The organism is Paraburkholderia sp. TE9906 (assembly GCF_056279605.1).
Genome location: NZ_JBWCCT010000011.1, coordinates 174,508 through 188,351 on the forward strand (window position 1 = coordinate 174,508; position 13,844 = coordinate 188,351).

A 13,844-nucleotide genomic window follows, 5' to 3' on the forward strand; every position below is an offset into this window, starting at 1 on the left:
GCGAAGTGTCTTCGCCGCATCGACCCTGCCTGTTCCGTTCCTGCACGCCGCCTGATCGCCGTGCACGGGTTCTCCTGCTGCTTCCATTCAGGTATGGTTCATCCTGCGCGGCATCAGCCGCCGCAGGATGCGCGCCGCGTTTCATTCCGCTTTCACCACCTTCGCACCACCCTACCTGTTCCGATGAAAATCTTCTTACTGTCCATGTTGACCGCCGGGCTGCTAGGCAGCGCGGTCGCCGCCCCGAACGTGCAGGCGGCGGAGCTTCGCGTCATGAGTTCCGGCGGGTTCACCGCCGCCTGCAAGCTGCTCGGCCCGCAGTTCGCGGCGTCGACCGGCAATACGCTCGACACCATCCTCGGGCCGTCGATGGGCAAAGCGCCCGAAGCCATTCCCAATCGGCTCGAACGCGGCGAAGCTGCGGACGTGGTCATCATGGTCGGTTACGCGCTCGACGATCTGATCAAACAAGGCAAGGTGATTCCCGGCTCGCGCGTCGAGCTCGCGGATTCGCGCATCGGCATGGCCGTGCGCACCGGTGCGCCGAAACCGGACATCGGTTCGGTCGACGCGTTGAAAGAGACCTTGCTGCACGCGAAATCGATCGCTTACTCGGACAGCGCGAGCGGCGTGTATATCCAGCGCGAGTTGTTCAAGCGCCTCGGTATCGAAGATCAGGTGAAGGCCAAGGCGACGATGGTGCCGAAGATCCCGGTCGCGTCGGTCGTCGCCAGCGGCGACTACGAAGTGGGCTTCCAGCAGGTCAGCGAATTGCTGCCGGTACAGGGCGCCACGTTCGTCGGCAAGATCCCGGAGTCGGTGCAATCGGTTACGCGATACGCGGCGGGCATTCCTGTCGGCGCGCAGCACCCGAAGGAAGCGAAAGCGTTGCTCGACTATCTCGCCTCGCCGGCTGCGCAGGCCACCGTCCGCTCGACCGGACTCGACTCCGTCAGCACGCATTGACGATTCACGCGGCGTGTGCCGGGCAGCCTCGGGCGTGTCCGGAACGCGCCGTGCGCTGTCCTGCCTCTCTGGTCAACCAGGCCCCCGCGCTCAGAACAGCTTCCCCGGATTCAGAATGCCATGCGGGTCCAGTGCATGCTTGATTGCGGCCATCGCCGCCAACTCCGCCGGCGACCGCGAGATCGGCAGAAACTCGCGCTTGAGCAAACCGATGCCGTGTTCCGCCGACACCGAGCCGTGCAACGGCCCGAGCATCTCGTAGACGAACGCGTAGACCGCATGGTGATCGACACCGGCGATCGAATGGCCGTCGACGGTCACATGCAGATTCGAATCGCCGATATGCCCGAAGAAATACGACGCGTTGCCGGGCCAGCGTCGATCGAGCGCCGCGCGGCAACGCTCGACGAACGCGCCAATCTCGCCGATCGGCAGGCTCACGTCGAAGTTGATCGCGTCGAGGCGCACCGGAAACTCAGCGGTGCATTCGCGAATCGCCCACAGTGCGCGCACGTCGGCCACCGATTGCGCGATCACCGCGTCGCGGATCGCACCCGCATCAAGCGCTTCGGTCAGTGCGGCGGAGAAGCGTTCGCCGTCGTCGCTCGCATCGAAGCTCGCGTGCTCGATCAGCGCATAGAGTGGATGCGCGTCGGCGAACGGCGAACGCGCGCCGGTCAGCTTCACGCCGAAATCGTAGAAGTCCGGCCACATGATCTCGAACGCACCGATGTCGTTGCCGAAGCGCATCGACAAACGGCGCAGCAGGTTCACGGCGGCGTCGTAATGGTCGAGCGCGACGAGCGCCGTATGACGCGCCGCGCGCTGCGGATGCAGCCGCAACACCGCGCGCGTGATCACCCCGAGCGTGCCTTCCGAGCCGATGAACCAGTGCTTCAGATCGTAGCCGGTGTTGTTCTTGACCATCTTGCCGAGCGACGTCAGCACGTCGCCATTGGCGAGCACGACTTCGAGACCGAGCACCTGATCGCGCGCGGTGCCCGACTGGATCACACGATTGCCGCCCGCGTTGGTCGCGAGATTGCCGCCGATCTGGCATGAGCCGCGTGCGCCGAGATCGAGCGCGAGTTCGAAGCCGGCGTCGGCGGCGGCTTCCTGCGCGGCCTGCAACGTGGTGCCCGCGCGCAAGGTTAGCGTGGCCGATGCGGTGTCGATCTCTTCAATGCCGCTCAACCGTTCGAGCGACAGCGCGATATCCGTAGCCCGCGCAATCGCCCCGCCCGCGAGGCCGGTCATGCCGCCTTGCGGCACCACCGGCTGATGCGCCGCGTGACAGATGGCGAGCGCGCGCGAGACCTCTTCGGTGGTGCGCGGCAATAGCAGCGCGGCGGGACGCGTCGGGTCGTGACGCGTCCAGTCGGTCAGCGCGCGTTCGCCGATCTGTTCGCCGACGCGCACCGAGTCGTCGCCCAGTGCCGCGCGTAACGCGTCGAGTGTCGATGTGAGCGACCCGGCGCCGCGAGTGTCTTCATACGTTGCGCCATGCGCGCTGCCGTGATCTGTCATGCAGGGGTTCCTTGCGTTCCTTGAACAGCGTGTTTCTTCCGGTAGCCCATCGAATCGTTGATGCGCCCGAGGATATAGTCGCCCGCGGCGACAGGCTGATATTTGAGTTCGGCGTCGCTCGCCCCAAGCTCGCGCGGATCGACCGTCGCGCCGTAGGTCGGATCATAGAACGTTGCGATCGAATAGCGCTCGCGCCCCGACGCATTGATCACGCGATGCAGCGTGGAGCGAAAGCGGTCGTTGGTCCAGCGCGCAAGCAGATCGCCGACGTTCACGACGAAGCTGCCCTCCACCGGCGGCGCCTCCACCCAGGTGTCGTTGGCGATCTCGCGTACCTGCAGGCCGCCTACCTGATCCTGCCACAGCAACGTGATGCAGCCATAGTCGGTATGCGGCGCAACACCGAACTGATCGTCGTCCGACTGGGGAGGCTGCGGCGGATAGTAGACCATCTGCGTGCGCTGCATCCGTTTCGTATAACGCGGCGCGAAGAAATTTTCGTCGACGCCGAGGCTGAGCGCCACCGCGCGCAGCAGATCGGCGCCGCACGCCGCTACGGCCTCATAGTAGCCATACAGCGCGGGACGCAGCTCCGGCATGAAGTCCGGCCAATTGTTCGGCCCGCGCAGCGCCTGGCCCGCGAGTACGTCGGGATCGTCTTCGGGCAACTCCAGGCCGATGCTGAAAAACTCTTTATAGTCGGGCCGTTTCGCCTGATACATGGTGGCATCGCCGAGCGCGTTGAAGCCGCGATGCCGATGATTGACGGCCGCGCGCCGCTTGGTCTCCGGGGGGAATGCGAAGAACCGGCGCGCCGCGTCGGCGGCGGCATCGATCGACGCTTGCGGCACGCCGTGATTAACGATGTAGAAGAAGCCGATCGTCGTACACGCTTCACGGATTTGCGCCGCGACTCGCTGCAAGGCCTGCGGGTCGCCCGCGCGCACGCCGGCGAAATCGATGATCGGAATGCGGGTGACGGGCATCGTGTTGCTCCCTGAAGGGCGGTTGAATCGACGGACGAAACACGCGCACGAAGCGCCGCGCAGTGAGCGCGCCAAAGCGTTCGCGCGCTCACTGCATTGCCGTTGTATATACCGCCAAAAGCGTACTCGCAAGCTGCATTTCGTCCGTTCATATAAGGGCTTTTCTCTAGCAGAACGTTTATTTGTTTTACGCGAAAAACGCGGTATATACTGCCTCGCATGACTCGCGCCGAACCCGTCGAACGCACTGCTTTCGCGCGACACCGCTTTGCCAACCGGAGAATCCCATGAGTATCCTTGCAGGCTGGAAGTGTCGTCTGGTCATGGTGGCGTTGTGCGCGGCAAGCGTCGCCGCACACGCGGAAGATCAGCTCGCCAAAGTGAAGAAAGCCGGCGAACTGGTGGTCGGCACCGAGATGCAGTTCGCGCCGTTCGACTTCCTCGAAAACGGCCAGCAAGCGGGCTTCAACAAGGACCTGTTCGCCGAGGTCGGCAAGGAAATGGGCGTGAAGGTGCGCTTCATCGACCTGCCCTGGCCGAGCGTGCTGCCGGGTCTCGAAGCGGGCAAGTTCGACATGGTGGGCGGTCCGCTGACGGTCACGAAGGCGCGCACGGAGCGCTACACGTACACGCTGCCGGTCGCGGACGCCACCGACGCGCTGCTCAAACGCGCGAACGATGCATCGCTCAAGCAATCGGCGGATATCGCGGGCAAGACGGTCGGCGCGGGCAAGGGCTCGGCGCAGCTCGATCAGTTGAAGGCCTACGTGGCCACGTTGCCGAAGCCGCCTGAAATCCGCGAATACGTCGACAACAATCAGGCTTATGCCGATCTCGCCGCCGGCCGCATCGCGGCGGTCGCGAACTCGATGACCAATATCGCCTACGTGGCCAAGCAGCGACCGGAGACGTTCGCCGTCGTGCAGCCGCCGTTCGGCGCGAAAGTGTACTTCGCTTACGCGTTGCGCAAGGACGCGGACAGCAAGCCGCTCGCCGACGCGTTCAACGCCGCGCTCGTGAAGATGCACAACGACGGGCGCCTCGCGGCCTTGCAGAAGAAATGGTTCGGCGTCGCGATGGACGCGCCGACCACGATGCCCGTTCCGAACTATTGACCGTCTCACGCGGCCTCTGACGCACGCGATGCGCGCCTCGATGCGACGCATCGCCCTCCATCGTTCCAGCGAGTGCTCCGCCTATGTTCAGCACGACCGTCTTCGTTCAGGGCTTGCCATTGCTGCTGCACGCGGCGCTCGCCACCATCGGCATTTCGCTGACGGGGCTCGTGATCGGCTTCTTCGTGGCGATCGGCGTGTGCGCGGCGCGGCTCTCGCCGAAGCGCGCGGCGCGCATGGCCGGCGGCGCTTACGTGTTCTTCTTTCGCGGCGTGCCGATGCTGGTGCAGTTGCTGCTCGTGTACTACCTGCTGCCGTTCGCGGGCATCAACGTGTCGCCGGTCGTCGCGGCAATCAGCGCGGTGTCGCTATGTTCCGCGTCATATATCGCCGAGATATTGCGCGGCGGCTTTCTCAGCATTCCGCCGGGTCATCTCGAAGCCGCGCGTATGCTCGGGCTCTCGCCGTTCGACATGCTGCGGCGCATCCTCGTGCCGCAGGCATTTCGTCTCACGCTGCCGTCGCTCGTCAATGAAATGGTGCTGCTGATCAAGGCTTCGTCGTTGATCTCGGTGGTCGGCGTAGCCGAGTTGACGCGCACCGCGCAGAACATCGCCGCCAGCACGTACCGGCCGCTGGAAGCGTATCTCGCGGCCGGGCTGATCTACTTTGTGATCTGCGGTGCGCTCGCGCTCGTCGCGCATACCGCCGAATATCGTTTGCAGCACGCCTGATTTCGCGCCCACGCCACCCACGCCATGCAAACGCTCGACCCCACCGTCATCACGCACAACCTGCAGCCGATCGCCGCCGGTCTCGCGACGACGCTCGGCACCTGGGCCGCGGGCGTCGCGATCGGCCTCGTCATCGGCTTTCTGATCGCCGTGCTGCAACTGTTCTGCGGACGCTGGGTGCGCGGCGTCCTGCGCATCTATATCGAACTGTTTCGCGGCACGCCGTTTCTCGTGCAGCTGTTTCTGCTGTACTACGGCGGCCCGTCCATCGGCCTCACGCTCGAACCGATGACGGCCGGCGTGCTCGGCCTCGGCCTCTACGGCAGCGCGTATTTCGCCGAAGCATTCCGCTCCGGCTTCCAGTCCGTGCCGCCGGGACACCTCGAAGCGGCGTCGTGTCTCGGCCTCACGCGCTGGCAAGCCGTGCTGCGCATCCAGGTGCCGCAGATGCTGGTGCTGATCGTGCCCGCGCTGACCAATCTGATCATCGTGCTGAGCAAGGAGACCGCGGTGCTGTCCATCGTCACCGTGCCGGAGCTGACCTTTGTGCTGACCGGCATCGGCTCGGCCACCTTTGCTTTCGTCGAAACGCTGCTGGTGCTGTGCGTGTGCTACCTCGCGCTGGTCGAGCTGACCTCGCGCGCGGGCATGTGGGCCGAGACCCGCATCGCACGCTTCATCGCATGAAACCGGAGCCCTTATGAACGCCATCGCCGACATGCCCTCCTCCGCCTCCGCCGCCGGCGTGGCCACGCCGCCCGGCGCACCGCTGATCGAAGTACGCGATCTGCGCAAACGCTTCGGCGATGTCGAGGTGCTGCGCGGCGTCGATCTGCAGATCGCGCGCTCCGAAGTGGTGTGCATCATCGGCCCGTCGGGCTCGGGCAAGAGCACGCTGTTGCGCTGCCTCGCCGCACTCGAAACGTACGATCAGGGCGACGTGCGCATCGAAGGCGAACTGCTCGGCTATAGCGAGCGCAACGGCAAACGGGTGCGCGCGTCGCAGGGCGAAATCAATCGCGTGCGGCGCAATGTCGGCATGGTGTTTCAGCAGTTCAATCTGTGGCCGCACATGAGCGCGCTCGGCAATGTGATGGAAGCCTTGCTGCGCGTGCGGCATCTGTCGCGCGACGAAGCACGCCGCCGCGCCAACGCGATGCTCGATACAGTGGGCCTCGCGCACAAGGGCGACGCGTATCCGGCGAAGCTCTCCGGCGGCCAGCAGCAACGGGTGGCGATTGCGCGAGCGCTCGCGATGGAGCCGCACATCATGCTGTTCGACGAGCCGACCTCGGCGCTCGATCCGGAACTGGTCGGCGAAGTGCTGCAAGTGATGAAACAGCTCGCACGCGACGGCATGACGATGGCGGTCGTCACGCACGAAATGGGGTTTGCCGCGCAGGTCGCGGACAAGGTCATGTTCATCGACCAGGGGCGCATCGCCGTGCAAGGCAAACCGCGTGAGGTGTTCCACGATGCCGGGCAGCCGCGTCTGCGGCAATTCCTGCAAAACTACTTCGACCGCAACGCATTCTGGACGCGCGATGCCGACGACGCGCCGCCGCTATGAACGCTCGCCGCCCGTCGCCCGTGCCCGCGTCACACAACCGCTAGCGAGCGTCGCCGATGACCTCCACGGTTCGCAGCAAGGCTCACGACAAGCCGCTCGCCGCCGCGGCGCTGAAAACCGCGCGCGCCGCCGACGAGATCCCGGCCGCGCGCTACGAACAGGTCAAGCACCACATCCGCCAGATCATCGAATCGGGCGCGCGCCAGGCGGGCGACCGTTTGCCATCGGAACTGGATCTCGTCGCGACACTCGGCGTGTCGCGTATGACGGTCAATCGCGCGCTGCGCGAACTGGCCGACGCGGGGCTCGTCACGCGTGTGTCGGGCGTCGGCACCTTCGTCGCGCAAAGCAAGCCGCAATCGACGCTGCTGATGATCGCGCATATCGGCGATGAGATTCGCTCGCGCGGTCACGAATACCGTTGCGATACGGTGCTGTCGCAACGCGAGACGGCGTCGGTGAGCGTGTCGAACGCGTTGGGACTCGCGCCCGGCGCCTCGGTGTTTCATGTGACCTGTGTGCATCGGGAGAACGGCCTGCCCGTGCAGCTGGAAGACCGCTACGTGAATCCGGCGATCGCGCCGGACTTTCTGCAGCAGGATTTCTCGGCGCTCAGGCCGTCGGAGTATCTGCTCGAAATCGTGCCCGCACATGACGTCGAGCATGTCGTCGACGCGGCGCTGCCGACGCGCGCCGAAGCCGAGCTGCTGGAAATTCGCGTGGAAGAGCCCTGCCTCACGCTGATGCGCCGCACGTGGACGGGCGGCGTGGCGGTGACGTTCGCGCGCTTCGTGCATCCGGGCTCGCGCTATCGGCTGGGTTGCCGTTTTTCGCCGGACATGTCGCAGCGCCAGGGCTGACGCCCCTCACGCCGCCTTGATGCTCCGATGTAAAACGCGCTAGACGTTCCCCGCCAGATGAAAGCGCGACGCCGGATGCCATAAGCGCACCGAGGTTGCCACGTCGTCGCCGACCCACGTGCGGCGCCAGAGCTGCAAGCACGGCTCGCCGATATCCATCGTCAGATGCCGGCGCACATGGGCGTCGGGCTTCTGCGCATAGATGCGAAACTCCGCGCGCTGGATCGGCGCGAGCCGCACCATGTAGTGATTCGGCGTTTCGACCGTGAAGTCCTGCTGCAAATACTCGGGGAATACTTTCGGATTGACGTAGCGGTCCTCGTACTGGATCGGCTCGCCTTCCTCGCTGTGCACGATGCACGAATGAAACGCCGGCCCGCTCGCGAGTCCGAGCGCTTCGAGCGCCTGCGGATCGTCGCTCGGTTCGAGCGTCAGCACGCGCGCCGCATGACGATGGCCGCGCGCGGCGATCTCGTCGGCGATATTGCGGATTTCCAGCACCGTCGATTCATAACGCTGCGGCGCGACGAACGTGCCGGAGCCTTGCACGCGTGTCAGCACGCGCTCGGCGGTCAGCTCGCGCAGCGCGCGCGACACCGTCATGCGCGCGACGCCGAACTCCTTGACCAGCTCCATTTCCGATGGGATCAGCCCGTTTGGCTTCCAGTCGCCTTCGCTGATGCGTTTGATCACGTAGCGCTTGATCTGCTCATAGGCAGGCATCGCCCTGACCGGTATCTCGCGGTGGCGCTCACCGTGGTTCTGCGTTTGCGCGCCCGGCGCGGCGGGTGCGTTCGGTGCGGTTTGTGCGTTTGTAGTTGTGTTCACTCCGACCTCGTGGGTGGTACGCGGTGGTACAGGGTTGTGCACCGTAGCCGGTTCGCCGGCGGGTCAGCCCGCTCACCGGCATTGTTGTCCATCATGCCATGTGGGCGGCGGCCTGCCCGTCATTGACCGCGGCGCTCGCGGCTGCCCGGACGTTGCCCGCGGCCGCCAGATTCGTCACCGTGACGCGTGCGAACTGCTGCGCGCCGTCGACGGAGGTGGCCGGCCGAGGCCCAATGTTACCTGGGTTCGGCAACGGCGGCGGCGCCTCATCGGCGATCATCCGGAATGCGACGCTCATGTCGTCCGCGAGCGGACGGTCGTCGCGATAGGTCGGCACGACGCGCCGCACGCGTTGCCGCAACGCTTCGGTGTGCGGCGCGCGCGGCGCGTCGATACTTTGCAGATCGTAGGCTTGCGCCGCCGCCAGCAATTCGATCGCGACGATGCGCCCGGCGTTGTCGATGATTTCCAGTGCCTTGAGCGCGGCCGGCGTGGCGTGGCACAGGTGATCCTCCTGCAGGCCCGACGTGATGCCGCCGTCGAGGCTCGCGGGCATCGCGAGGCGCCGGTTCTGCGCCACCAGCGAGGCCGCCGTGTACTGCGCGATCATGAATCCCGAACAGGTGCCGCCCGGCTCCGCGAGAAACGCCGGCAAGCCGCTGACCAGCGGATTGACGAGACGGTCGAGGCGCCGCTCGGCCATCGCGGCGACCTGGGCGATCGCGGTGGCGAGGCTGTCCATGGCCAGCGCGATCGACGCGCCCACCGCATGCGCCTGCGAATAGACGCGCGGTGCGTCCGGCGTGCCGGCGACGATCGGGTTGTCGGTGATCGACGCGAGTTCGCGATTGACCACGTCGGCGGTTGCGGCCAGCACGTCGCGCGCGGCGCCGTGCACGTGTGGGATGGTCCGCATGCTCAGCGGGTCTTGCGTGCGTTGACCGACCACCGCCGCGAGAATGCCGCTGTCGGCGAGCGTGATGCGCATCCGCTCGCCGACCAGATTGAGGCCGGCGGAAATACGCAACGCAAGCGAGTCTTCATCGAAGGCCGCGAGCTGGCCGCGCAGATTCTCGAAGCTCATCGCGGCGACCATGTCGGTCCAGTCGAGCAGACGTGCGGCGCGCGCCATCGCCAGCGCCGCGAGGCCGGTGACGCACGGCGTGCCGTTGATCAGGCTCAGCCCTTCCTTCGCTTCGAGCACGAGCGGTTCGAGGCCGAGCAATTGCAACGCGTCGCGTCCCTTGAGCCGCTCGCCGCGATAACGCACATGCCCCTCGCCGATACAGACCAGGGCGATATGCGCCATGTGACTCAGATAGCCCACCGAGCCGAAGGCTGGCACCTCGGGCAAACAATCGGCATTGAGCAAGGCCACCAGTTGCTCCGCGACTTCGAGGCGAATTCCAGAATGCCCGTGCGCGAAGTTGTTGACGGCGGCGGCCATGATCGCGCGCGTCTCGGCGGCCCCGAGCGGCGCGCCGACGCCGACCGCGTGGCTCATCAGAATGTTGCGCGACAGCGTGCGCTGTTCGGCCGGCGACACGATCACGTCGCACAGCGCGCCCACACCGGTATTCACGCCATACGCGCGAATCCCGCGCGCGACGATCTGCTCGACGAGCACACGCGCCGCCATCACGCGCGCGCGGGCATCGCTGCAAAGCTCGAGCGGCTCGCCGGCGGCGACTGCCGCCACCTGAGACCAGTCGAGAGGACGTTCGGAACGGATCACGGCCATGATAGTGCTCTGCTCGGTCAATTACCTGGTGATACTGATCAGTGAGTGCTGCGGTCCTGATGGCTAGACACGAATTGCCGGAAGCGCTCGGACTTGCATTCGACGAACACTTCGTCCGGCGTGCCGTCCGCTTCCACCTGCCCCTGATGCAGGAACATCACGCGGTTCGACACATGACGCGCGAAACCCATCTCGTGCGTGACGACCAGCATCGTGCGGCCCTCTTCGGCGAGCGAGCGCATCACGCGCAGCACTTCGCCCACCAGTTCGGGGTCGAGCGCCGAAGTGGGCTCGTCGAACAGCATCACCTTCGGATGCATCGCGAGCGCGCGTGCAATCGCGACGCGCTGCTGCTGACCACCCGACAGATGCGCCGGATAGTGGCCGCGCTTTTCCGCGAGACCGACTTTGGCGAGCAACGCCTCGGCCTCTTCGACGGACTCGGCGCGGCTACGCTTTTGCACACGCATCGGCCCTTCGATCAGATTCTCCAGCACCGTCATGTGCGACCAGAGATTGAAGTTCTGGAACACCATGCCGAGTTGCGAGCGCACACGGTCCACCTGGCGGCGGTCGCTCGGTTGCAGCTTGCCGTCGCTGCGGCGCTTCATCTTCAGTTCTTCGCCGGCGAGCGCGACCGAACCGTCGTCGGGCGTTTCGAGCAGGTTCAGGCAGCGCAGGAACGTGCTCTTGCCCGAGCCGCTCGCGCCGAGAATCGAGATCACGTCGCCCTGGTGCGCATCGAGCGAAATGCCTTTGAGCACGTGATGCTCGCCGAACGATTTATGAATGTTCTTGACCGACAGTGCGACGGGTGCCGTAGCGTTCATGGAATTCTCCAGGTTCAATCCAGATTCAAGCCAGACGGGCCGGTCATTCAGGACGCGGCGCGGCGTGTTTCAGCGGAGCCCGAGACCGGGCGGTTCGGCGCGCGCTGCGCGGGTGCCGCGCGCAAATGGCGCGACAGACGCGTTTCGAGCAGCCCGAGCGCACGCACGATCACGAAGTTCAGAAACAGATAGATCAGCGCCGCACAGATGAACACTTCAGTCGTGCGATAGCTCTGCTGGATGATCTGCTGCGCGACGCCGGTCACCTCCCACACCGTGACGAGGCTCGCGAGCGCGGTCGACTTGACGAGCAGCACGGCTTCGGTCGAATACGCGGGCAAACACTGGCGCAAGGCAATCGGACCGATCACGCGGCGCAGCAGCGCGAAGCCCGACAGCCCGATCGCATGCCCCGCCTCGATCTGCCCGACCGGCACGGCCATCAGGCCGCCGCGAATGATCTCGGCGGTGTATCCCGCTGTACACAGCGCGAGTGATAAAACCGCGCACAGGTACGGCTCGCGCAACACCGGCCATAGGAAGCTCTCGCGAATCACGCCGAACTGGCCCATGCCGTAGTAGACGAGGAACATCTGGATCAGCAGCGGCGAGCCGCGAAACACGAGGATATAAGCGCGTGCGAAGCGGTTCGGCAGCCAGTGCGGCGAGACGCGCATCGTCACGATCACGAGCGACAGCAGACCGCCGAGTATCAGCGAGCAGAAGAACAGCCCGAGCGTGGTCGGCACCGCGGCGAGCAGTTGCTTGAGCGTGTCGAGCAGAAAGTCGAAATCGAAATGCATGGTGGCCGCTCCCGTCAGTTGCGCGCGAAGTTGCGCTTGAAGGACCGGCCCACGCGCGCCTCGGCGTGGTTGAAGACCCGGTTCGAGATGCTGGTCATCAGCAGATACAGCGCGCCGCCCACCACGAAGAACGTGAAGTACTGATGCGTGGAGCCGGCCGCCACCTGGCTCGTGCGCAGCAACTCCGCGAGCCCTGTCACGGAGATCAGCGCCGAATCCTTCAGGCTCAGCTGCCAGACGTTGCCGATGCCCGGCAGCGCGAAACGCAGGACTTGCGGAATCAGAATGCGGCGCGCCATCGTCAGCGTCGGCATGCCGATCGAGCGCGCGGCTTCGAGTTCGCCGCGCGACACGGCCAGCACCGCCGCGCGATACACCTCGGCCTGATACGCGCCCGAAATCATGCCGACCGCCAGTGCGCCGACCACGAACGGCGGCACGCCGACGAAACCCTCCGCGCCGAACCACTGGCCGACGGTGGTCACGAGCGTCGAGCCGCCGAAATAGAACAGATAGATCACGAGCAGCTCGGGCACGCCGCGAAACACCGTCGTGTAGATATCGCCGATCACGCGCAGCGTGCGAAAGCGCGACAGCTTGGCCGCCGCCACCAGCGCGCCGAGCACGGCGCCTACCGCGAGCGCGGCCAGCGTGAGCGCGACCGTCATCAACGCCGCGAGCAGCAGCACGCCGCCCCAGCCTTCCGGCCCGAAGCCGAGCATTTCTATCAGAGCCATTCCCTACTCCTCGTCCATGACCGCGGATCGAACCAGCCGGCGTGTGCACGCTCGCTGCGCGCGCCGCCTCTACCGAGCGCTCAGCGCATCAAGGCGTGACGTCGGTCTTGAACCACTTTTCGGAAAGCTTCCTGACGGTGCCGTCGGCGAGCGCTGCGCCGATCGCGGTGTCGAACTTCGCCCTCAGATCGGCGTCCTGCTTGCGGAATGCGAGCCCCTCGCCCGGCCCCCAGATCGGGCCGCCGATCTTCGGACCGGCCATCGTGATCGACGCGGTTTCCTTCTTGTCGATGTTGGCGGCGTAGTACGTCACGTCGTCGAACGAAGCGTCGATGCGGCCGTTAGCCAGATCCAGATCGCGCTCGGGCGAAGTCTTGTAGACACGGATGCTGGCGACGTCCTTGAAGCCGTCGTTGATGAATTTGGTGTAGACCGTGCCCGACTGGATGCCGATGGTCTTGCCCTTCAACTGCTTGCGCAGCGCGTCGATGGCCGGCTGGTCGGCCTTCGGGTCGCCCGAGAGCTTGACGATGGCGGCGCTGGGCGCCGCCTTCGGCAAGATCTTCGCATCGGCCACGGCGAACGTGGCAGGCGTCGCGGCGTAGGGCCGCGAGAACGCGATGACTTTTTCACGCTCCGGCGTGATCGAGATCGCATCCATCAGGACGTCGAACTTTCCGGCTTGCAGACCGGGAATCATGCCGTCCCAATCCTGCGCGACGAGGTTGCATTGCAGCTTGGCGCGCTCGCACAGATTGGCGACCAGTTCGGGTTCGAAGCCGCCCAGCTTGCCGCCCGGCAAAGTCAGATTCCACGGCGCGTAGCCGCCTTCCAGCGCGATCGTCACCGTCTTCCAGTCTTTGGCCTGCACCGGGGCCGCGAAAATCGCCACGGCGCCGAGAACGGCGCCCATCAATGCGTTTGCTGCCGTTCTGCGCTTCACTTTCACGTCGAAACTCCTTTGATTGAGGAAACCGTCGAGCTGGGTGTTTTAGCTTTTGTAGTTCGCGTTGATTTGTATAGACAAGCTTGCACGAGTCAAAAAGCGGCTGCAAGTGGATTCAATGGAAATTGGCGGAATCATCGGGCAAACCCCTATGCATCACCGTACTATAAGGCTCTGCGAGGTGTTATTCGTGACCGGATG

The 13,844-nt window shown here is 65.3% G+C and carries 14 protein-coding genes; 6 read left to right on the forward strand and 8 right to left on the reverse strand.

The annotated features are described in order from the left end of the window. Nucleotides 1-183 precede the first annotated feature (183 nt). Entirely contained in the window at nucleotides 184-966 is a 783-nt protein-coding gene (locus ACZ9H4_RS27055; protein ID WP_476121740.1) for a substrate-binding domain-containing protein, read from the forward strand. A gap of 90 nt (nucleotides 967-1,056) precedes the next feature. Here the strand turns inward: ACZ9H4_RS27055 and ACZ9H4_RS27060 are convergent, their stop codons facing one another. Both ACZ9H4_RS27060 and ACZ9H4_RS27065 read right to left on the reverse strand, forming a co-directional pair. Beyond that, a complete protein-coding gene (locus ACZ9H4_RS27060; protein WP_476121742.1) occupies nucleotides 1,057-2,493 on the reverse strand; it encodes an FAD-binding oxidoreductase in 1,437 nt (478 codons plus the stop codon). Continuing rightward, entirely contained in the window at nucleotides 2,490-3,479 is a 990-nt protein-coding gene (locus tag ACZ9H4_RS27065) for an isopenicillin N synthase family dioxygenase (protein WP_408146689.1), read from the reverse strand. The genes ACZ9H4_RS27060 and ACZ9H4_RS27065 overlap by 4 nt, the downstream gene beginning before the upstream one ends. A 287-nt stretch (nucleotides 3,480-3,766) precedes the next feature. On the opposite strand from ACZ9H4_RS27065, the gene ACZ9H4_RS27070 reads away from it, so the two are divergent. From ACZ9H4_RS27070 to hutC (ACZ9H4_RS27090), 5 genes are all read left to right on the forward strand, one after another. Next, the gene (locus ACZ9H4_RS27070; RefSeq protein ID WP_408146687.1) at nucleotides 3,767-4,594 is read left to right on the forward strand and encodes a transporter substrate-binding domain-containing protein; all 828 of its coding nucleotides are present in this window, start codon (nucleotides 3,767-3,769) and stop codon (nucleotides 4,592-4,594) included. A gap of 83 nt (nucleotides 4,595-4,677) precedes the next feature. After that, the gene (locus ACZ9H4_RS27075; protein WP_408146685.1) at nucleotides 4,678-5,328 is read left to right on the forward strand and encodes an amino acid ABC transporter permease; all 651 of its coding nucleotides are present in this window, start codon (nucleotides 4,678-4,680) and stop codon (nucleotides 5,326-5,328) included. Nucleotides 5,329-5,352: 24 nt separating this feature from the next. Next, nucleotides 5,353-6,015, forward strand: coding sequence for an amino acid ABC transporter permease (locus ACZ9H4_RS27080; RefSeq protein ID WP_408146683.1), 663 nt, complete (start codon nucleotides 5,353-5,355; stop codon nucleotides 6,013-6,015). Between the two features lie 13 nt (nucleotides 6,016-6,028). Next, nucleotides 6,029-6,898, forward strand: coding sequence for an amino acid ABC transporter ATP-binding protein (locus ACZ9H4_RS27085; protein ID WP_408146681.1), 870 nt, complete (start codon nucleotides 6,029-6,031; stop codon nucleotides 6,896-6,898). Nucleotides 6,899-6,954: 56 nt separating this feature from the next. After that, complete coding sequence (hutC, locus tag ACZ9H4_RS27090; RefSeq protein WP_408154847.1) at nucleotides 6,955-7,758, forward strand: histidine utilization repressor; 804 nt, start codon at nucleotides 6,955-6,957, stop codon at nucleotides 7,756-7,758. 39 nt (nucleotides 7,759-7,797) lie between these two features. On the opposite strand, the gene hutC (ACZ9H4_RS27095) is transcribed toward hutC (ACZ9H4_RS27090), so the two are convergent. The 6 genes from hutC (ACZ9H4_RS27095) to ACZ9H4_RS27120 form a co-directional block, all read right to left on the reverse strand. Continuing rightward, the gene (gene hutC, locus ACZ9H4_RS27095; RefSeq protein ID WP_408146677.1) at nucleotides 7,798-8,586 is read right to left on the reverse strand and encodes a histidine utilization repressor; all 789 of its coding nucleotides are present in this window, start codon (nucleotides 8,584-8,586) and stop codon (nucleotides 7,798-7,800) included. A 91-nt stretch (nucleotides 8,587-8,677) separates the two neighbouring features. Further along, the gene (locus ACZ9H4_RS27100; RefSeq protein ID WP_476121747.1) at nucleotides 8,678-10,327 is read right to left on the reverse strand and encodes an HAL/PAL/TAL family ammonia-lyase; all 1,650 of its coding nucleotides are present in this window, start codon (nucleotides 10,325-10,327) and stop codon (nucleotides 8,678-8,680) included. Nucleotides 10,328-10,365: 38 nt separating this feature from the next. Further along, a complete protein-coding gene (locus tag ACZ9H4_RS27105; RefSeq protein ID WP_408154841.1) occupies nucleotides 10,366-11,157 on the reverse strand; it encodes an ABC transporter ATP-binding protein in 792 nt (263 codons plus the stop codon). Between the two features lie 47 nt (nucleotides 11,158-11,204). Further along, complete coding sequence (locus ACZ9H4_RS27110) at nucleotides 11,205-11,960, reverse strand: ABC transporter permease (protein WP_476121749.1); 756 nt, start codon at nucleotides 11,958-11,960, stop codon at nucleotides 11,205-11,207. A 14-nt stretch (nucleotides 11,961-11,974) separates the two neighbouring features. Beyond that, the gene (locus ACZ9H4_RS27115) at nucleotides 11,975-12,697 is read right to left on the reverse strand and encodes an ABC transporter permease (RefSeq protein ID WP_121321560.1); all 723 of its coding nucleotides are present in this window, start codon (nucleotides 12,695-12,697) and stop codon (nucleotides 11,975-11,977) included. An 88-nt stretch (nucleotides 12,698-12,785) separates the two neighbouring features. Beyond that, complete coding sequence (locus ACZ9H4_RS27120) at nucleotides 12,786-13,610, reverse strand: transporter substrate-binding domain-containing protein (protein ID WP_408155055.1); 825 nt, start codon at nucleotides 13,608-13,610, stop codon at nucleotides 12,786-12,788. Between the last annotated feature and the right edge of the window lie 234 nt (nucleotides 13,611-13,844).